23 protein-coding genes are annotated in these 19931 nt (G+C 35.4%); 8 read left to right on the top strand and 15 right to left on the bottom strand.

Annotated features, from left to right (window positions below):
* Positions 1–70 precede the first annotated feature (70 nt).
* Positions 71–385 carry a DUF496 family protein gene (locus Q0V26_RS07745; protein ID WP_297480218.1) on the bottom strand — a complete coding sequence of 105 codons (315 nt, stop codon included), beginning with the start codon at positions 383–385 and terminating at the stop codon, positions 71–73.
* A 541-nt stretch (positions 386–926) separates the two neighbouring features.
* Here Q0V26_RS07745 and Q0V26_RS07740 point away from each other — a divergent pair.
* Both Q0V26_RS07740 and Q0V26_RS07735 read left to right on the top strand, forming a co-directional pair.
* Positions 927–1136 (top strand): cold-shock protein, encoded by a 210-nt coding sequence (locus Q0V26_RS07740; protein ID WP_080157479.1) that lies wholly within the window; start codon positions 927–929, stop codon positions 1134–1136.
* A 412-nt stretch (positions 1137–1548) separates the two neighbouring features.
* Positions 1549–1758, top strand: a complete 210-nt coding sequence (locus Q0V26_RS07735) for a cold-shock protein (RefSeq protein WP_080157481.1) — start codon at positions 1549–1551, stop codon at positions 1756–1758.
* A gap of 79 nt (positions 1759–1837) precedes the next feature.
* Here Q0V26_RS07735 and Q0V26_RS07730 read toward each other — a convergent pair whose 3' ends face one another.
* From Q0V26_RS07730 to Q0V26_RS07685, 10 genes are all read right to left on the bottom strand, one after another.
* Entirely contained in the window at positions 1838–2299 is a 462-nt protein-coding gene (locus Q0V26_RS07730; RefSeq protein WP_297480214.1) for an N-acetyltransferase, read from the bottom strand.
* A gap of 90 nt (positions 2300–2389) precedes the next feature.
* On the bottom strand, positions 2390–2962 hold the full coding sequence (gene yeiP / locus Q0V26_RS07725) for an elongation factor P-like protein YeiP (RefSeq protein ID WP_297480212.1): 573 nt from the start codon (positions 2960–2962) through the stop codon (positions 2390–2392).
* 208 nt (positions 2963–3170) lie between these two features.
* Entirely contained in the window at positions 3171–3590 is a 420-nt protein-coding gene (locus tag Q0V26_RS07720) for a GNAT family N-acetyltransferase (RefSeq protein WP_297480210.1), read from the bottom strand.
* A gap of 182 nt (positions 3591–3772) precedes the next feature.
* On the bottom strand, positions 3773–3988 hold the full coding sequence (locus tag Q0V26_RS07715) for a hypothetical protein (protein ID WP_297480207.1): 216 nt from the start codon (positions 3986–3988) through the stop codon (positions 3773–3775).
* Between the two features lie 200 nt (positions 3989–4188).
* Positions 4189–5574 carry an MDR family MFS transporter gene (locus Q0V26_RS07710; protein WP_297480204.1) on the bottom strand — a complete coding sequence of 462 codons (1386 nt, stop codon included), beginning with the start codon at positions 5572–5574 and terminating at the stop codon, positions 4189–4191.
* 129 nt (positions 5575–5703) lie between these two features.
* Entirely contained in the window at positions 5704–6501 is a 798-nt protein-coding gene (locus Q0V26_RS07705) for a Cof-type HAD-IIB family hydrolase (RefSeq protein WP_297480202.1), read from the bottom strand.
* A 117-nt stretch (positions 6502–6618) separates the two neighbouring features.
* Complete coding sequence (locus Q0V26_RS07700) at positions 6619–6795, bottom strand: hypothetical protein (protein WP_297480199.1); 177 nt, start codon at positions 6793–6795, stop codon at positions 6619–6621.
* Between the two features lie 166 nt (positions 6796–6961).
* The gene (locus Q0V26_RS07695; RefSeq protein WP_297480196.1) at positions 6962–7204 is read right to left on the bottom strand and encodes an HAD hydrolase family protein; all 243 of its coding nucleotides are present in this window, start codon (positions 7202–7204) and stop codon (positions 6962–6964) included.
* 54 nt (positions 7205–7258) lie between these two features.
* Positions 7259–7501 carry a hypothetical protein gene (locus Q0V26_RS07690; protein WP_297480194.1) on the bottom strand — a complete coding sequence of 81 codons (243 nt, stop codon included), beginning with the start codon at positions 7499–7501 and terminating at the stop codon, positions 7259–7261.
* 10 nt (positions 7502–7511) lie between these two features.
* Positions 7512–7982: a DUF417 family protein gene (locus Q0V26_RS07685; protein ID WP_297480191.1), complete on the bottom strand. Its 471-nt coding sequence runs from the start codon at positions 7980–7982 to the stop codon at positions 7512–7514.
* Positions 7983–8114: 132 nt separating this feature from the next.
* Here Q0V26_RS07685 and Q0V26_RS07680 point away from each other — a divergent pair, with 132 nt between their 5' ends.
* Complete coding sequence (locus Q0V26_RS07680; protein WP_297480189.1) at positions 8115–8684, top strand: TetR/AcrR family transcriptional regulator; 570 nt, start codon at positions 8115–8117, stop codon at positions 8682–8684.
* A gap of 540 nt (positions 8685–9224) precedes the next feature.
* Here the strand turns inward: Q0V26_RS07680 and Q0V26_RS07675 are convergent.
* Positions 9225–10064: a methyltransferase domain-containing protein gene (locus tag Q0V26_RS07675; RefSeq protein ID WP_297480186.1), complete on the bottom strand. Its 840-nt coding sequence runs from the start codon at positions 10062–10064 to the stop codon at positions 9225–9227.
* Between the two features lie 414 nt (positions 10065–10478).
* Here Q0V26_RS07675 and Q0V26_RS07670 point away from each other — a divergent pair, with 414 nt between their 5' ends.
* Together Q0V26_RS07670 and Q0V26_RS07665 are read left to right on the top strand one after the other, a co-directional pair.
* Positions 10479–11249, top strand: coding sequence for an SDR family oxidoreductase (locus tag Q0V26_RS07670; protein ID WP_297480184.1), 771 nt, complete (start codon positions 10479–10481; stop codon positions 11247–11249).
* Between the two features lie 158 nt (positions 11250–11407).
* Positions 11408–11986, top strand: coding sequence for a TetR/AcrR family transcriptional regulator (locus tag Q0V26_RS07665; RefSeq protein ID WP_297480313.1), 579 nt, complete (start codon positions 11408–11410; stop codon positions 11984–11986).
* 246 nt (positions 11987–12232) lie between these two features.
* Here the strand turns inward: Q0V26_RS07665 and fadA are convergent, their stop codons facing one another.
* Genes fadA through Q0V26_RS07650 form a run of 3 tightly spaced genes read right to left on the bottom strand, consistent with a single transcriptional unit; the run spans position 12233 to position 16847 of the window.
* Positions 12233–13402, bottom strand: a complete 1170-nt coding sequence (gene fadA, locus Q0V26_RS07660; protein WP_297480182.1) for an acetyl-CoA C-acyltransferase FadA — start codon at positions 13400–13402, stop codon at positions 12233–12235.
* Positions 13403–13416: 14 nt separating this feature from the next.
* Positions 13417–15510, bottom strand: a complete 2094-nt coding sequence (locus tag Q0V26_RS07655) for a 3-hydroxyacyl-CoA dehydrogenase NAD-binding domain-containing protein (protein WP_297480180.1) — start codon at positions 15508–15510, stop codon at positions 13417–13419.
* 59 nt (positions 15511–15569) lie between these two features.
* Positions 15570–16847, bottom strand: coding sequence for an acetyl-CoA hydrolase/transferase C-terminal domain-containing protein (locus tag Q0V26_RS07650; RefSeq protein WP_297480177.1), 1278 nt, complete (start codon positions 16845–16847; stop codon positions 15570–15572).
* Positions 16848–17706: 859 nt separating this feature from the next.
* Here Q0V26_RS07650 and Q0V26_RS07645 point away from each other — a divergent pair.
* From Q0V26_RS07645 to Q0V26_RS07635, 3 genes are all read left to right on the top strand, one after another.
* Entirely contained in the window at positions 17707–18729 is a 1023-nt protein-coding gene (locus tag Q0V26_RS07645) for an AraC family transcriptional regulator (RefSeq protein WP_297480174.1), read from the top strand.
* Between the two features lie 187 nt (positions 18730–18916).
* On the top strand, positions 18917–19453 hold the full coding sequence (locus tag Q0V26_RS07640) for a hypothetical protein (protein WP_297480172.1): 537 nt from the start codon (positions 18917–18919) through the stop codon (positions 19451–19453).
* Between the two features lie 68 nt (positions 19454–19521).
* The gene (locus Q0V26_RS07635) at positions 19522–19665 is read left to right on the top strand and encodes a hypothetical protein (protein ID WP_156451841.1); all 144 of its coding nucleotides are present in this window, start codon (positions 19522–19524) and stop codon (positions 19663–19665) included.
* The last annotated feature ends 266 nt before the right edge of the window (positions 19666–19931 follow it).

Below are 19931 nucleotides of genomic sequence, written 5' to 3'. Positions count from 1 at the left end.
CGAATAAAAAACAAGCAAAAAAAACCTGAGCAATTATAGCCCAGGCCTTCATTAACCAACAAACATAAGATTAATTATGTTTGTGTGCTGTAATTTCTGCTTTTTTAAGATCTTTAACGTTCTTGCTAACGTCACGGCGCTCTTTAGATAGCTCCGCACTAATGATGATATGATCATCAACACGATCTTCGTAATCAGCTTTCATATTTTCGATGATTTCTAACATTTGATCGTGACTCATATCTGGTTTGATATAATCCAGCATGTTTTCTAATAATTCTACACGCTTACGGTTATCACGAATTTTACGATCGTTATCTAGGATCTCGCGTTTAAGTTTATTTTTACGGCGAGTCTGACGAACAAGTTCAAGGATGTTGTTCATGTTTTGTCCTTAGTCTGAAAATAAAGCCTTGTGAAACTGATTTAATGCTAATAATTAGGAAAAATGCACTTCCTAGTACATAACCGTCGAGTCTCAGTTTTTTTCTAAAATCGTTATAACAGAAAATCTGCTGTAAACTCAAGTAATAACCGCAGATTATCATCTAGGTGATGCGTTAACATACGCTCAAAGATCTTTCATTAGCTAAATTATGCCCTTTCTTATTTAAATTTGCTTTGATTTCGTTCAAGAAACATTTGAGATAATAACTAATAAAAAAGACATTTAGATGAAAGACCAAAGAAATAATGATGACACGACAATAATGATGTTTTCTTCATAAAAATAATCAATTTGATTTGCAAATCACCGATCACCGCCTAATCTTCATAATAGACCAGTACTTATTTACAATGAAAGCAATCTGAACAAGGATATCTTCGCTGTCATCTTCATGATCAGCAACAGAGTTCAACACTCAAATCGCTCCGTAATCAAATATTGGCCATACCGTGTGAAAATAGATTGATCAGGAGACAACATGTCAAAAGCAACAGGTACCGTTAAGTGGTTTAACGAAGAAAAAGGGTTTGGTTTTATCACTCAAGATGACGGCGGTGCTGATGTATTTGTACACTTCCGTGCGATTAGTGGCGATGGCTTTAAAACCTTAGCTGAAGGCCAAAAAGTATCTTACGAAACAGAGCAAGGTCCTAAAGGTCTTCAAGCTGCAAACGTTGAAAGAGTCTAATAATCTTGAACAGTAGCAATACTAAAGGGCTCATTGGGCCCTTTTCTATCTTTGCTCACAACAGACATACAAGCTTAATAAACACAATATCATTCGATACATAATAAAAACCCAATTCTAGCCGCTCGCCCCCTCACAATGAGCACTCAGTAGCATAATTTAGTGACATGTTATTTTGTTAAAGTGGTCACATTATTAGCTTGTTCTTACAAGAGAAACTTGCCCTTTTAAAGTGAAAATGGCCTAATACTCGTGGTTTTATTAAAGACCTATTTATGCAACAAATTGAAAGAGAAAACTTCGATATACTGTTCAAATGTTCACAGTTGTCCTGAAGCGCTTCATTATTCTTTTGTACATAAGTAAAACAGCGTAATGTGCGCTATTAATTTATTATTTCAGGAGACATAACATGTCTAAAGCAACTGGTATCGTTAAGTGGTTCAACGATGAGAAAGGTTTCGGTTTTATCACTCAAGACAATGGCGGTGCTGACGTATTCGTTCACTTCCGTGCTATCACTGGTGAAGGCTTCAAATCTCTAGCTGAAGGTCAAAAAGTTTCTTTTGACGTTGAGCAAGGCCAAAAAGGCCCTCAAGCTGCTAACGTTGAGCGCGTTTAATTTTTCAACGGACAGTTGAAAGAAGTAAAGGGTATTCTAAATACCCTTTTTTTGTATCTATTCTTTATGTAACCGCAGATCACACCGCCTCGTACACCATTTTTACGCGTGGTTGAGCAAGACCAAAATAATCACTTTCTTGTTCTACATCTGTAAAACCGAGCTGTTGATACAAATTTTTAGCATGATTGTCTGGATGTACTGTTAACCACAGTTTTTCACACCCAGTAAGTGCCGCCATAGCTTCTTGCATTAGTTTTTTCCCTACCCCACGTCCCTGTACACTACTATCGACAGCTAATGCCAATATCCAGCCATCGATTGCCTTTAAGGATATACCATTAAATTGAGGTGCACACAGCACATAGCCAATAACATTATTCTGTTCACGAGCGACTAATAAGCCAGCAGGCCAACAATCATAAGCCTGACGAATAAAAAAATCAGGATAGCCATGATCACCAAACAAATGCTGTTCTAACTGATAGACCGCGTATAAATCTTCTTTTTTAGCTACGCCAATCGTTATTGTCTGAACCACATTATTCCCTATGCATTATGTTTATGACGATTATAAAAAAACCAGCATCGCATAACGACACTGGCTTTATAAGACAATAATAACTAATTATTATTTATCAGCACGGCTCATGAACTTGTGTTCAGCTGTGTTGATTTTAATTTTTTCACCGTTTGCAATGTACTCAGGAACTTGAACAACAAGACCTGTAGATAATGTTGCAGGCTTAGTACGAGCACTTGCAGATGCGCCTTTAATTGACGGATCTGTCTCAACAATTGTTAGCTCTACTGTTGCTGGTAGTTCTAGTGCAACAGGTGCACCGTCTACAGTCAATACTTCAATACCTTTAGTATCTTCAGTGATGAACAGTAATTCTTCTGCAATTGATTCTTTAGTGAAAGTGTATGGAGTGTAATCTTCATCATCCATAAACACATATTCTTCACCATCAATGTATGAGAACGATGCTTTTTGACGACGGAAATCTGCCAACGTAATCATTTCATCAGCTTTGAAGCTAACATCTGATTTTGAGCCCGTTGCAACATCATAAATACGCATACGGTAAAGACTTGCGCCTGCACGACCACTAGGCGTTAGCTTAGTAATTTCTTTAACTAAAGCTACTTTACCGTTAAGTTCAATAGCAGCAAATTTTTTAATCTCACTAGCCTTTGGCATGATCATTATTCCAAAAATAAATAGTGGTGAGAAATTACACCAAGATGCAGATTTATAGCAAGTAATATGATAGTTCAATCTCTATTTTTTTGCATTGTTCTACTAACATGGTCAATAGATAGACAAGACAATAATCAGATCATCTTATTACTCTATTGTTATTACTTTATATAATATACAGCTCATAAGAATCAATATAACTGTTATCTTAGGGTAATATTAACTCACTAATATCCGTTAATGCCCACGTACAATTCTGTTCCTTAAAACCAATTTTAGAATAATATCCTGCCGCTTCAGGCGCGGATAATGAAACAATTTTACAACTCTCAGCCACAGATTCTGCCGTGACTAAAATAAGATATTTACCAATACCCATCGATTGAACATTTTCATCAACCGCAAGATCAGATAAGTAGCAATAAGCATAGAAATCTGTCATTGAACGCGCCAATCCCACAAGTTGCTCATCAACCCATGCCGTGACGATTAAATTACTATTGTTTAATATACTTTGGACAACCGCTTCATCATCAACCATTCGAGGTTCATTTAATGCTATTTTGTTCATTAATTCAATGTATTGATGTACTGTGATTGGATGATTAACTTTATAGTCAATTTCCATTTTAACCCTTTAACGCTGACGTTATCTATGATTTGAATACTACACTAAATTGTAATTATAGCGCGTCAATATCAGTAATTAATTTAATGTTATGAGGTTCAAAGGTGAAATTCGGGGGGAAGTAAATTACAGATAAAAAATAGCGACGTAATAATCTGCATTATCACATCGCTAGTAATATTTTACTTATTTTCAGATGTATAGCTGGAATATGAGCAGTAATAGCAACCATTTGATTGAGGATATATCTTTTTAGCTGCCTCTAATGCAGTACTACAGGCTGTATGATAACCAAGCGCATCACAATTTTTTGAACCTGGGCTGTGGCTACATGTTGCTGTATGAATTTCATGATCGCCGTTATCTTGCGCATTTTTATCAACATAAAACAAACTCATAATCACCTCTGAATAGTAGTATTCTTAAGTAAAGACATTACTCCTATCAAATTGTAGGAGATACTCAATAATCCCAATAGTTAGATTTGTATCACTTTCAGTTGGCTACATTCACCCATGAATAATAATACTGTGATTAACCCGCTTTATTTAGATATTACTCTCAGTCTTTGCATCACATTATTCCACAACTGATTTATTTATGAATCTAACTCAACTTCATCTGATAATGGGCGTTTTTTTAATGCAAATACAGCCAAAATAAAGGCGATTACGGCGACTACTGCCATCATAAGATAAGTCGAAGTAAACCCTGACTCTAACAGACGAGAATCAACCCCTGCTAAACCATTTTGACTACTCGCCAACACATTATCAGGCAATTGGAAATGGAAGACCGCAGAACAAACAGCAACACCAATAGCACCGCCTAGCTCACGCCCAAAATTAAACAATGACATCCCAATACCACGATCTCGCGGTGGTAATACATTTTGTACAACCACACTTAAAGCAGGCAATGTGAAACCCAATCCAAGACCAGCAAAAATAAGTGCTAATTTCACTTCAAAATCAAAATGTAATTGCCATAAAGCCAAGGCTGTCATGAAAAATCCAAGCATGACGAAAATTTTATAATTACCCCAACGCGCGATTAACTTGCCGCCAATAAATGCGCCGGTTGTAATACTAAACATGAAGATCATCATAAATAGTCCACTCTCTGATGCGGTTAATCCTTTTTGCCATTGAAGCTGTAAAGGAAAATAAACCAACACGGCAAACATCAGTAACTGTGAACATAAAATTAAACTCACGCTAACTAAGTAACCAGGCAAACGCGCTAAACGAGCAGGAAGGATTGGATCTTTCGCGAATTTTTCCACAATATAAAGCAGTATTAGCGATAACAATAACGCACTTGACACCCAACCTATTGGAAGTTGAGATTCAGGAGATAACAGTAATAGCACCAGTGTCGTCACACTGATAAGCAGTGCCGCCCCTTTCCAGTCAAATGGCGATTTTCGACCTTTACTTAAATGAGATAAAGTACGATTAACCATCAATAAAGCCAGTAAACCTAATGGTAAATTGATCCAAAAGATCCAGCGCCAGTTAAGATGTTCTGCAAAAAAGCCCCCCAGTAATGGTCCTGCAATACTGGATACCGCATAAACAATCGAAATATAACCTTGATATTTACCTACAATACGAGCAGGAATACTGTCTGCGATCACCGTAAAGGCTAATGCAATTAAACCACCGCCCCCCAGTCCTTGCAAAACACGACTTGCAATTAATTGACCTAACGTATCAGATAAACCACACGCAATAGAGCCCAGCATAAATAAAACAATACTTACGTTGAGCATTTTTACACGCCCAAAAATATCACTCAATTTACCGTAAACAGGAAGGACAGCAGTTGCCGCTAATAAATAGGCCGTTACGACCCAAGTTAATGCCTGTCCTGCATTGAGATCCTGGCCAATAAGAGATAATGGTGTAGTAACAATACTTTTTTCTAGCGATCCTAAAGCAATAACAAGTGCAACACTGGCAAATATGCGTTGAGGTGACATTCCTTTTCCTTTATTTAAGTATACAAATACAACTCACTGTATTGCTTCATTATATTTAAAAACATCATCATCAAAACAGTTTGAATAATTTGTTAATATCTAAATAAAATCAATACTCTATCCCAACATTTAGTTTAATACTTTCTCTTTAATCACGGTCATTACGCCTTGGTCATTGTTGCTCGGTGCATGAAAGCGCGCTAGTTGTTTTATTTCAGGATGCGCATTGTCCATCGCATAACTAAAATAGGTTTCTTTTAGCATTTCAACATCATTTAAGAAATCACCAAAACTCATGCTTTCTTCAAACGTAAAATCAAAAATACGTTGTAATTCCTTAATCGCAGCACCTTTAGAGGCGGTTTTATGCATCACATCAAGCCATACTTTAGCACTGATCACTACTTGATGAGTTTGAGAATATAACGGCGCAATAATAGGATATACCAGCGCCTCGGTACCATTAAAGTTAAGTACCGCAATCTTAATAAATTCATCATCAACAGCCAGTAAATCATTAACGAATTCAAGGTTATGGTAATATTTCTTAATTTCTTCTAGCGCGTGTTCATCTGTTGTTTCAGTATAAGCAGAGTTTTTACCGCAGAGAACAATGAAGGTATCATCAATCGTTTTAATACTAGTAATGATGGCATGAATTTCAGGCGTAGGGATAGTTGAACTGTAAAGCTCTTTGCCTTGGTGCATCACTAACGTACCGTTTTCAGCAATAAATAACATCTTGTCTTTAATTGGCTCAAACGTATTCGCTAAACTCTGATACTGCCGACCAGACGCCGCAGCAAACAGAATATTTTTAGCATCCAATTGATTAAATACTTCGTAAAAATCAGCAGGAAGTACCTTGTCATCACTCAGTAACGTGCCATCCATGTCTGTTGCGATAAATTTAATTGAAGATGCCATAAACAGTAATTATTCCAACATGTTATTATTAATGCTGAATATTCTACCTGCTAATGATATTAATTTTAATCAAAAAACACCATTACATTACATAATGGTGTTCTTTCAACGGAACAATTAATGATGATTGTTCCTTTTTTTCTTTGATGATGATTTTACTTCTGCGTTACAGCACCCCCCAATATTTTCTTTTTTTGCTTTTAGGTATAACTGTATAAATAAAAAGAACATAAAGAATAAAAAAACAACGACAGAAATAATGACATATAAAGGAAATAGTTCATCTGTGCTCATAAAATGCGCCTTAGTTATGCAATGTATCAACAACCTAAATAAGAATGTAATTCATTACCAATATTTGTCAATAGAATTTATAGCCTCACTTAAGTGTAAAAATGTCATACCTTACCCCTCGCTCGTGACACTGTAACACCTGCAATTTGATTACGCTAACGACGTCTTACTCATTACTACTTGGCACAATAAACCGAGCTAGTTTTTTAATATCAGGATGGGCATTAGTCATCGCGTAACTAAAATAGGTTTCATTAAGCATTTCAACATCATTGAAAAAGTCACAAAAACTCATACTATTTTCAAACGTAAATCCAAATTGATCACGCACCGCCTTAATCACCTGCCCTTTGGATGTTTGCTTATCCATGACGTCTAACCTAGCGCTACTAACATATAACTGCGACACTCCTAGTATTCAAAGAGTGTCGCTATGTATCATAGAATAGTCTCTGTTTTATAATTACTTATCTGCCGCTGATAATAACTTTTCTTGGAAAGTAAGCATTGTTACTTTCTGCTTTATTAATACGCCAGAATATGATTTATCAATCGATGCTTTCTTCATGTATCGTTGTAAAGAGATCGTATTTGTGGCGGCTTTATCAAAGCTAACAGTTCCCATAAAGTCGCCATCTTTAGCCGATGCTGCATAAGAAACTAAACTAATTACTGTAATTAAAAAAGCATGAATAACGTATTTCATAATAAAGCACCTATTGTGGATTATGAGATAATAATTTTTTATTGTGTTCAACAACCATTATTGCGATTGCTAAAAATAGAATGTCTTTAACTAAAAAGAAGTTTGCAATGGGAACGTTATCGACCACTTTCCAAGTATTTGGTGTCGTAAATAAAAAACTGAGTGTCACGATAAAAATAGCACTTGCTATAACACCTGAGATATAGCCAATTTTTGGGTTAAAGAAGCCATAAATAAGCCCAATTGCCACCACTATCTCACTTAAACCAACCAGATTAGACACGGTTTGGACTGAGAAGAAATGGTATGTCCACCCCATTAAGGGATGATTTTTAATAAGCGGTTCAATTGCTGCCGCTTCCGTTGGCGTAAATTTAAAAATACCAATCCACAATAAAACTAACACAACGCCGAAAACACCTAATTTATACCCTACCGTTGTTGCTGGTGGTGCTACTGTATTTGTTCTTAAACTTTCCATATTGATCCTACCCAACCAGATTGAACTAAACTGTTCAGTTCAATCTAGTGTGTAAGTGATTACCTGTCAAGAGTTTTGAACTAAACAGTTTATTTTGTTATGATCAAGGTAATGACAAAAGAGGTAAGGTCCATGAATAAACAACAACAAAAGCGATTGAATATTATTAATAAAACAATCACTTTATGTGCGCAATATGGCTTCCATGGCACGAGTATGGATACGATCACAACTGCAACAGGGGTATCAAAAGCAACCATCTATAAGTATTTCATTTCAAAAGAAAATCTTATAAAAGAAGCGCTTATTTTATTCAGTGAACGCGCCTTGAATCACCTCGTTCTTACGTTTTCTGACCCATCATTAACACTTGAACAAAAGCTATCAGAACGGTTTGATCTCTTAGTCGCATTAGTAAAAGATGATTTATTTAATGGGTGTTATTTTCAATTAGCCTATAGTGAATTCAACCATACTGACGATGACATTGCAGATATATGCAGTGGCTATAAGAATATGCGTGTCGATATGATTAAAGCGTTGTTAATTGAAAATAATATTAATAATGCTGAACTTAAATCACAACAAGCAGAATTAATCTTTAATGGCCTACTTGCATCGTTACAAATAACAAAAAACACCAATTTAATTCCGATGGCGAAAGAAATGTATCTCAATATTATTCTTAATGATAATAAGTAGTTATTTTAATGAGATAGCCATTATAAAAACATAATGGCCATCTAGCCTCTTTCCATAATGTCATATTTTAAATAATTTCACATTTGACATCGGTCACATATCAATAATAATTGTCTTTGATAATAATCATTATAATGGCATAAGGATAAATATAAGTTTATTCGCATACATGTATAACAGCTATAATTTAATATAGCTATAACATATAGAATTATAAGTATGCACATGAAAAAAGGACAATTCATATGAAACTTTCTTTTATTTTCTGTTTATTATTTGTTTCAACATCAGCTTTCTCTAGTACTGACGTTATAAATTCAAAATTCCATAACCCAAATAACAAAAAGATCAGCCAAAAAATAGAAATACCAACCGTTATTGACAATAGAGTGATCAATTCAAAGTTTCATCATCCCGAAAATAAAGAGCACCATGTTATAAAGAAAAGTAAATCATCGTGATTAGACTGCAATAAAAAAGGAGTCGCGACAATTATCCGCGATACCGCGTATGACTGCCTGCGACCCCTACTCTTTCGCATTACTTTTGGGCACTTACACCCATTAAGTGATCAATCTTCTGTATGTTTTTAAAACCAGCCGCTTTTAATCGACGGATAACCCCATCAACAAAACCGCTGCCTTTCTTCATGATATGTGGATTTCCCGTATAATGGAAAAGACGTCCATCTTGACGCAACACACGGTAGATCTCACTATAGAACTCTTCGCTATACAGTTCACCAGCAAGAGAAAAACGTGGTGGATCATGAATAACAGCATCAAAAGACATTGAAGGCATTGTTTCAATCAACTCAAAGCTACTGCCCTGACGTTGTTCAATCCCATCATTGTTCAAGTCACGTGACCAAGGATTTTGAGCTCGTAAACCCATTACAGATTCGCTTAGTTCAATGGTTAATACTTTTTTAGCACCTAAACGGTGTGCGGCAATCGCGGCGTAGCCTAAACCACTGCAGCAGTCGAGTACATTATCACCACAACGAACCGCTTGTTGCGCCATCTCTGATGCACTTTTGAAAGGATCGGTTCCTTTCGAGATATGCATTTTAACACCACTTATCTCAAGCAGTGGCGCACCCTCTGTTGGTGCTAATTTGTAATAACCTACACTGCGATCTTCTAACGGATCCATCTCGCCATCATTACAAAGATAAATTCTTTGCGTTTTTTTAACGATTTTTTTCAGATCAGCAATAGAAAGATGATTCTCTTCATCAAGAATTAAACCTTGATCATTTACGATAAAGTCTTGCTCTGTGAGATTAAGATCTGTCGATATTCGGACGCTAGAAAGCCCTTGCTTGATGGCATCTAATGCCTGTTGCGCATTTTTTGTATGAAGGTAATAGCCAAGCATAGTTCATTTATCTAATTGGAAACACTGGCGGTATTATAACATAAAACAAAACCGTCATATCTCTATCGTAACTAACCAAGTCACCCTAATTTAAATACGTGCCTTTGTACTCTTATTGAGTTATAGCGCATTGAATGTGAATATACATAATCACTTTATAGCAACGTAATTTTAGTCGAAGACACAAAATAGCCGTAACAAAAGGCAATATTTTTTAAAAACAAAACATTAAAAATCAATGAAATAGCAAAACTACCTACAGATAGGTAGAAAAATAATTTGACGTTAAAAACAAATCACATTATATTTAAAACCAATGAAGCGAAGCACAAACTATTTAACTAAGATGCTCGCTTTTTTTTCAATCAAACGACCTACCAACCAGTAGGTAGCCAGATAATAAAGGAATACATTATGTTTACTACATCATCAATAGCACTCATCGTTGGCGGTTCATCAGGTATGGGTAAAGCAACCGCAGAACGCTTATTAACCGCAGGCGTTCCTGTTATGATTTTATCGCACAATGCAGAAAACTTGGCCACAGCAAAAGCCGATTTAGAACAACGTACAGGCGGCATTGTTGAAACAGCACAAGTTGATTTATATAATCCTGAAGACGTAAATACTTTTATTGGCCAACTTGAAAGTGAAAGCCGCCATATTGGCTATCTAGTTAACGCTGCTGGTTTTTTTAAACCCGTCAGTTTTCTAGAACATACCGAAAAAGATTACAATCTTCAATTAGATATCAATAAAGCATTTTTCTTCATTACTCAAGCCGTTGCAAAAAACATGCAACAACATGGTGGCGGTTCAATCGTAAATATTGGTTCAATGTGGGCACATCAAGCGATTAAAGCAACCCCATCATCGGCTTATTCAATGCAAAAAGCAGCCTTACATGCGTTTACCCGCAATTTAGCGATGGAATTAGCAGACGACAATATTCGTGCAAATGCTGTCGCCCCGGCGGTTGTACTGTCAACAATTTATAAATCATTTATTGCTGAAGATGAAATTGAAACCGCTCTACAAGGGTTTAATGATTTCCACCCGATTGGACACATCGGTTCAACCACCGATATTGCAGATGCGGTTGAGTTTTTATTATCAGATAAAGCAAAATGGATCACAGGTACGGTGCTTGACGTCGACGGTGGCGTAATGGCGGGACGTAATTAATTAACAGGAAACAATTCACAGAAACAATAGCAGTCATTTTTATTGAATAATGGTGATGAATACGTCACCATTACCTTTCTACTCATAGGTAGAAAGAATTGTGTTATTTAATACTAAATGATAGATTATTGATCTTCTTAACAATGTGAATATCAATGATGAAAGATATTAATCCTACAGCAGCAAAAATTGCTGATATTGCCGAAAAATACATTCAATGCCGTGGTTTTAACGGGTTTAGTTTTCGTGATATTCAAGATGAGCTGGGCATAAAAACAGCCAGCATTCATTATCACTATAAAACTAAGCAAGATTTAGCCATTGTTGTCTTTGAACGTTACCTTGCACGATATAAAACAGCGTTAATATCCATCGAGCAACAACATGTAACCGCTACAGATAAATTAAAAGCGTTAGCCAATATTTTTATTACAGTACGTAATGAAGATAAACTGTGTTTATGTGGTATGTATGCATCGGACTTTTATTCTCTCACTGATAGCTTAGAAATTCAGCTTGATCGATTTGTTACTTTTAATGAGCAATGGATAGAACAAGTAATAACGGCAGGTATTAACACCGGTGAATTTCCATCGCAATTAATTGCCACAGATGCCGCGCGCCTTTATTTTGTATCATTAGAAGGCTGTATGCTTATTTCACAATTTAAAGATGCTAATTATATTCAGGCAGTCGTTAACAACTACTTTAGTGTCGTTTTAAACATTACAGAATAATTGTAAGGTACAAACAATACAGAATATTTCACCTACTCCAAGTTCATTAAGCCACAACAAATGTCATATCAGAACACATGAATATTTCAGTTTAGCGATAAAGAAATTGTCCTATTTCTTGTTATTTGATAAAAGTAATTATCGAATTGGTCATAGTTCTCCCTTATTATTCAGAAAAACTATGACACAAACCGATTTAAATTAGAATTTATCGTTAATTAGACGCTATTTTTGTTGTTCCTAATATTAGTTTTTATACATCTTAACTACCGTTGCAATCCCTTGTCCAAAACCAATACACATTGTCGCTAGGCCATATTCCCCACCATGAGTTTCTAGCACGTTAATTACACTACCAACAATACGAGATCCAGAGCAACCAAGTGGGTGACCTAGTGCAATCGCCCCCCCATGCATATTGATATCATCCATTCGCTCTGTTAATCCCATTTTTCGAATACAACTGATTGCTTGAGCTCCAAAGGCTTCATTTAACTCAAATTTATCAATATCATTTAGTGTCAATCCTGCTCGTTTAAGCGCTTTTTCTGAAGCAGGAACGGGACCAATCCCCATAATCGCAGCAGGTACGCCAGCCGTCGCCATTGATATAATCTCAGCTCGAATGGTTAAACCTAATGATTTTGCTTTTTCTTCACTCATTACTAATAATGCCGAAGCGCCATCAGATAAAGCAGATGACGTTGCAGCCGTAACGGTACCAGCAGATGAAGGATCAAAGCATGGACGTAATTTACTGAAGGATTCAATAGTTGCATCTTCACGAATCACCTCATCGCGATCAACCATAATCGGTGTGCCCATCTCATCATGGCCAGGAGTAGGAACAATTTGAGTCTTAAAATAACCATTATTTTGAGCTTGAAGACTTAATTTATGTGAACGTACACCTAACTCATCTTGCTCTTCACGAGAAATGTGATTTAGTTTTGCTAATGCTTCTGCTGTCAGCCCCATTGCTGCCGATGCTTGTGCCATTACAAAATCTGATGGTCCTGATAAATCAACGCCATGAGTCATCGGAACATGTCCCATATGCTCAACACCACCCACAATAAAGATATCGCCTTCTCCTGATTTAATTTGACGAGCGGCAATATGTAAAGCGTCCATTGATGAACCGCATAAACGATTCACCGTTGTACCAGTGACTTCAACAGGCAACCCTGCTTGTAACGCCACAATTTTAGCTAAATTAGCTCCTTGCTCTAACGTCTGTTGCACACAGCCCCACACAACATCTTCTACTTCTAATGGCGCTACTTTTGGATTTCGTTCCATTAATGCTTTGATTAAATGCGCACTCAATTTATCTGCACGAACATTACGGAAAACGCCATTTTTTGATTTACCCATTGGGGTACGTACGAAATCGACAATTACTGCTTTAGTCATGATCTATTCTCCAATTAAGCCTGCATTTCAGGGACAGTATATGTAATGTCATCAACAAGAACTTCTGACATTTCGGCCGCCTCTTGCTGGAGCTCTTCAAGCGTTTTCTTGTCCATCTGATAGACTAAACCACCGCGGAATGGTGGAAAACCAGTACCATAAATCATTGCTAAGTCGGCTTCCTCTTTAGATGCGATAATGCCTTCATTGAGTGCTCGTCTAGCTTCAAACATCATCGGTAAGATTAGCGCATTGGTAATTTGCTCCTCCGTTAATTCTAGATTTCCTACACTCTTAAATAACGTCAATGATTTCTCATTTATTTCTTTTACCGGACGACCACGTTTATCTGTTGACCAAAGATAAAAACCTTCACCATTTTTACGACCTAACATATTGTTATCAAATAGTCTTTGTACAATATTATTTTCAGGTTGAGGCATATGTGAATAGCTTTGTGACATAAGTTCAAGCACATGAGCTGAAGTATCCATACCTACAACATCAATTAACTCAGCAGGTCCCATTGGCATACCGTATTTTTTCATTGTGTTTTCAATAAAATTAAAATCCACACCTTTCGCTAATAAATTAGAATAAGCCCGCATGTAAGGCGTTAATATACGGTTGACAAAAAAGCCCGCACAATTATTAATAACAATGGGTGTTTTTCCAATTTGATTCACATATGTAACGGCTTTTTTCACTGTTTCATCGCTGGTTTTCTCTCCACGAATAACTTCCACTAAAGGCATTTTATTTACTGGATTAAAGAAATGAATACCAATGAAATTCTCGGGATGATCAAGAGATGAGGCTAACTGGGTAATACTTATTGTCGATGTATTAGATGCGATAACTGTATTTTCTTTTGTTGCATCTTCACATTGTTTTAGAACAATACTCTTCACTTTAGGGTTTTCAACAACAGCTTCAATTACCATATCGGCTTGTTGTAAAGAGTCGTATGTTAATGTAGGAATGATATTATTCAGTGCCGTCGCCGCTTTTTTGAACTCCATTTTTCCACGCTTGACTGGTTTTTCAAGTAAACTAACTGCCGTACTTAAACCAAGATCTAGCCCTGTTTGATTAACATCCTTTAATGGTGAGCGAATACCTTTGATCGCATTAGAATATGCAATCCCTCCTCCCATAATCCCTGCACCTATAACGGCACATTCCACAGTTTTATCACCCGCTAGTTTTTTTGCTTTACTCTTAACAGCTAAATCAGCTAAGTACATATGACACATAGCTGCTGAGTGGCCGGTATTAATTAAACGTTCAACCACACCTGTAATTTCATTTTCTAAAGACTCTTTACGTCCAAGATTCGCTGATTCTTCAATCACTTTTATGATTGTCATTGGTGCAGGATAATTAGGGCCAGCCGCCTTCGCTATCATTCCTTTAGCAACACCAATAGACATTTGTAATTCATAAGCTGAAAGAGATATTTTCCCTTTTTTCTTCTCACGAATGTTTATGTAATCACGTTTATTATCTAAACATTCTGTGATCAAATTAATCGCAGCAGTCATTGAGTCTTCAACTTCAACGACACCATCTACAAAACCATCTTTTAATGCATTTTCAGCTTTAAAGTTTCGTCCCGAAGTTAGCCAAGCAAGCGATGTATCAAGACCAATAAGACGAGGCATACGAGTAACCCCACCCATGGCAGGGAAAATACCAATCTTAACTTCAGGAAAACCAACTGAAATATTAGGGGTTCCAAGACGGAAATCACTAGTAAGGGAAAACTCGACACCTCCACCATAACAGTGACCCTTAATAATAGTGACTGTTGGAAATGGAAGATCTTCTAATTTATTATAAACAGAATGTGTATAAGCTAAATGTTCTCCAGCGCCACCTTTAAATAATGGCAAGAACTCATGAATGTCAGCCCCAAAAGCGAAATTCTCTGTCGATGTAGTAATGACTAATCCATTGATATTTTTTTCAAAAAGTAATTGATCCAAGATATCATTTAATTCTACGATAACAGCTTTTGACATTAAGCGAGCAGGGGAAAAAAAATCTAAAATAGCAATATTTCTCTCACCAAGAGCAAGATTAAAATGAGCACCATTAAACAACATAAATATATCCTTATATGTAATATGAAATGGAAAGAACATCATCTCTCCACTTAGGAATTCTAATGAATTAAACCACTTTTGATTGCTTCGTCTTTTAAGGATTCACGTAAATCAGGGTGAGCAATACTGATTAATAATTTGGTTCGTTCTTCATATGACTTATTCATCAAACGTACAATACCGTATTCTGTTGCAATATAATCAACATCTGAACGTAAATAAGTAATTGGTGTACCTTCAGGAAATCCCACCATAATATTTGAAACTAATTTACCTTCTTTGTTGGTATACATTGATTTAAGCGCAATAATAGATTTTCCACCATTGGACATTTTCGCTGCACGAGCAAAATCGTATGCCCCTCCCGTCCCGGATATTTGTCTATACCCCATACCTTCGGCAGTGACTTGCCCCGTTAAATCAACAGCAATGCAAGTATTAACAGAGGTAAAATAATCATGCTTAGAGACAATATATGGGTCTGTAACGTCATAGCATGGTTCGATAACTAAATTATCTGCTGATTTCAAATAATCTAATAAGTTTTGATCTCCCATTGCTAAAGTACAAGTGACATTTACGGTTGGATCTACTGCACCCGCTTGAATTAACTCAACCATTGAGCTAGTTAGCATTTCAGTATGAATCTTTATATTCTTCTTTTTTTTCAATGCATAACCAACAGCATTAGAAATTGAACCAATACCGATTTGTAACGTACATCCATCATCAATAATATCAGCAACAATTTCCCCAATTTGAGTATCAATATCACTTACTGTTTCAGTTGGAATTGCAATTAATGGGAGCTTTGATGTAGTGATTGTTGTGGCTTTATCAATATGAATAAAATTACGATACCCGCCGCAATGCGGTACATTTTCATTTATGACCAAAATAACTTTATTTGCATAGCTCGCCATTAACTGAGAACCTAATCCACCAATTGGCCCTAAACTACAAAACCCGTCCTCATTTGGCGGAGAAACTTCTAGCACCACAACATTTGGTTTTAATTCTAAAAATAAATCTTTCATACTACTGTAATGAGTCGTATTTAATTCCATATTACCTAAAGGACGCATTACACGTTCCAAGGGGCCTAAAAAAAGGCTTCGATAGTAAATTCGACCTTTATATGCTGGAGACATAAACTCCTGTTTAGGGTTTAAAATCATTCCACTGATTATTTCAACATTTTTAAGCTCTGAACTCATTTTTTCAAGAGTCGTTAAAAACTCATAAGAAATACCAATAGCCCCGCTAACCCACAGACGATCACCTGATTTTATTTTAGACACCGCGTCTAGCATAGATACCGTATTTATTTTATTCATAAAACACTCTTTTATTTATTTTATTAATGAAAAAACTATTCGTTACTTATAATCTACACCGTCAATTTAAAACCATTTCCTGAGAGCGCTCCCCTATATTACTTATAATATCAAACACTTAAATCTTTATAATTTAAGAGCTTTATTTTTTACTTTAGGATTAGATTTGAAATTATCTGTACGAATTAAACTTTAGTAGTAAGTTATTGTTCTATATCGATTATATAAATAGTTATGTAGACAAAATTATTGTTTAGCTTTACACAACACTTTTAGATTCATTATTTATTTGAGAGCATTTTCACTACGTACCTTATTCCGCAATAGCAAAAAACCACAGTTATAAACCCTTAAATTATTTGAAGATCATTATTATCCCCCCTTAAACATATCACTTAAAATTAAATATCTATCAACATATAAACATAACACTTAAATATTAACTATGACTTATATCTCATTTTATTTTTCATGACAGTTATAGATAAGTAAGTGTCCTAAAATGTCAAAATAACACCTTACATTTAATAATTAACCTTATTTACATGTAATATATTCCTTTACTTATAATGCATATAAAGCAATTCACCTTACATTATTTAATCTACCAGCATTAAATTAGTCATTGGGTGACCTTTTATTAATAAATAAGGTGCTAGTATCTTGATAAATAAACATAACATCGTTAATCAGGAACCGATCATCATTGACAAAAAATGCCATATGGTTGTCAATTTTCGACATTAGACCAAGTTGTGACCCACTTCATCGACAATAATTAATAGAATTGTTAAAATAGGTCACACAAAAAGATGACTATTTTAATGATTGATTAACTATTAGTGCTAAGGTTAACAAAATGCTCAGCAACAAAAACACTAATCATTACTTCTTACATGCCGGTTGGTATACGATCCTTACAGCGCAAACAAATGAATCCAATATAAAAATAGCAGAATCTTATAAAAATATTAAAGCGAATGATGAGGGAGAATATGACATTCGTTTATTACGAATGCTTCATTCTGAACTCATTGAAAATGACCAAAATTTTCAAATGTCAATTCAAGCAGCAAAACATTTTACTCCTTTCACTTTTGGATGTTATTCCATTGCTCTTTCTACATGTCGCTCATTATATGATTTCCTAAAGATTACTTGTGATAATTTCATTTATATCGCACCACAAATAAATTTATCACTTAATCAAAACAATGATGAGATTGAAATCATATTCATTCAAAACCCTTTCCCAAAAGACTCTCGTGTAACTAAATCAGGCTATATTATTGTTATCTGCACTTTGTTAGAAATGATGCGGAATTTAAATAATAAAAAAGCCATTCCATTTCAATTATATGCGCCAGATCTAAACTATAATGAAAGTGAAAAAAATTACTTAAAGCAGAGGTACAATTGTACAAAATTAATCAACAAAAAAGTCATAAAACTAACCTTTAAAGAAAAAGATCTCATTCCAACAGTTGAAAATTATCACCCTGAAATACATTATCATAATTTAACCTTTGTACATCAACGTGTTGAAAATTTGAAAAAAAGTGATATTTGCTTACAAATTTGTAATATATTTGAGCAATGTAAATCTCTAAAAGATATTAATGCTAATTATGTTGCTCAACAACTACACATAAGTCCTCGTACCCTAATTCGGCGTCTTGCAAGTGTTAATACAAGCTTTACAAGTACTCTTGATTGTTACCGTTTAAATAAAGCTATTCGCCTATTAAAAAAACCAGAAATAAGCATGACAGAAATAACTTATCAATTAGGTTTTTCTGAATTGAGCAGCTTTTCTCGTGCATTTAAACGTTGGACGGGTAATCCCCCGACTAAATTACATAATTCATCAATGAAAGAATAATTAACTATATTTATAGTCGCTCAATAAATTACGACAGCCAGCACACTCACGACTAAAGTGGTCACGTAAAACTGTGCACCTCTATAAGGTATTTAGATAAAGGTGCTGTTTCCATCATTATTGGCGATTCATGCCAACATAACCTCAATATAATACTAATATTAAAACGTCATATCAGGATCAATCAGTGACTATACAACAAGACCTTCAAGAAACGGTTTCATTCTTACAACAATTTATTGATCAAGTTGATTTAGGTCTTAGTGTTCAAAGCCTAACTGATAATGACTTTGAAGCACTCGTTCGAGATGATCGGACCGTCCTCAATTGGCTTGCTATGCATGGGCATTACTTACATGAAGATTCTTTTCATTTAGGATTTCGATTAGTATCTGAATTAGACATTGATGGCGCAATGCTTGGTATTTATGCTGCATCAGATGGCCAATTACATATTTTCTTAATTGAATCACTGGTCAGAAATAATAGAACTCACCCTCTGAATGGAAGACTAACAACACTAGTCGTCATCGCAGCCACTTACTTTCTTGCATTAAGAGAAGAAAGTGTTGGTGCATATGTTGTCCAGCCACACCAAGATCTTATCCAACATTATGAACAATTTGGCTTTGAGGCGACATCTGATGCAAATGTAGCAATGTATGCAAGCTATGAGTCATTACAGGCCGCTCAAGAGCGTATATTAGCTGAATTGTTGAATTAAACTTAAATCTTCATTCCTACTTTTAGTTAGGCTATAATACAACCATATAAGAATGAGTTGGAGGAACCATGAACAAAACAAAAACTAAGCGTTTATCGGCTCAAGACATGCGTAGTCTACTCTTAAAAAATGCTAAAACATTAATGTCGAATAAATACAAAACATCTGCACCAGAATTATCCGGTGAGAAAAAAAAGCAAGCCATTTGCTAACCGAATAAAAGGTGATTTAATACACAGAATCTTGTGTCTTGAGTTGCCTTTTTTTATATCCTTTAAATCAATATTCCCTTCATATTTAAACCACGTTACGCATCACACCCAACCATCAAGCGACATCTGATGATTCAAACACCCACAATAAAAATACACCAATTACTTATTTAAAGTATTAATGAGTAATTTAATACACATTAATGAGGATTAAACACTTTAATGTGTAATTACTTACTCATTAGTACAATTAAATAGAGTTGATT

This window comes from uncultured Photobacterium sp. (assembly GCF_947039875.1).
Taxonomy (GTDB): domain Bacteria; phylum Pseudomonadota; class Gammaproteobacteria; order Enterobacterales; family Vibrionaceae; genus Photobacterium.
This window is presented reverse-complemented; position numbering and strand designations above follow the sequence as displayed.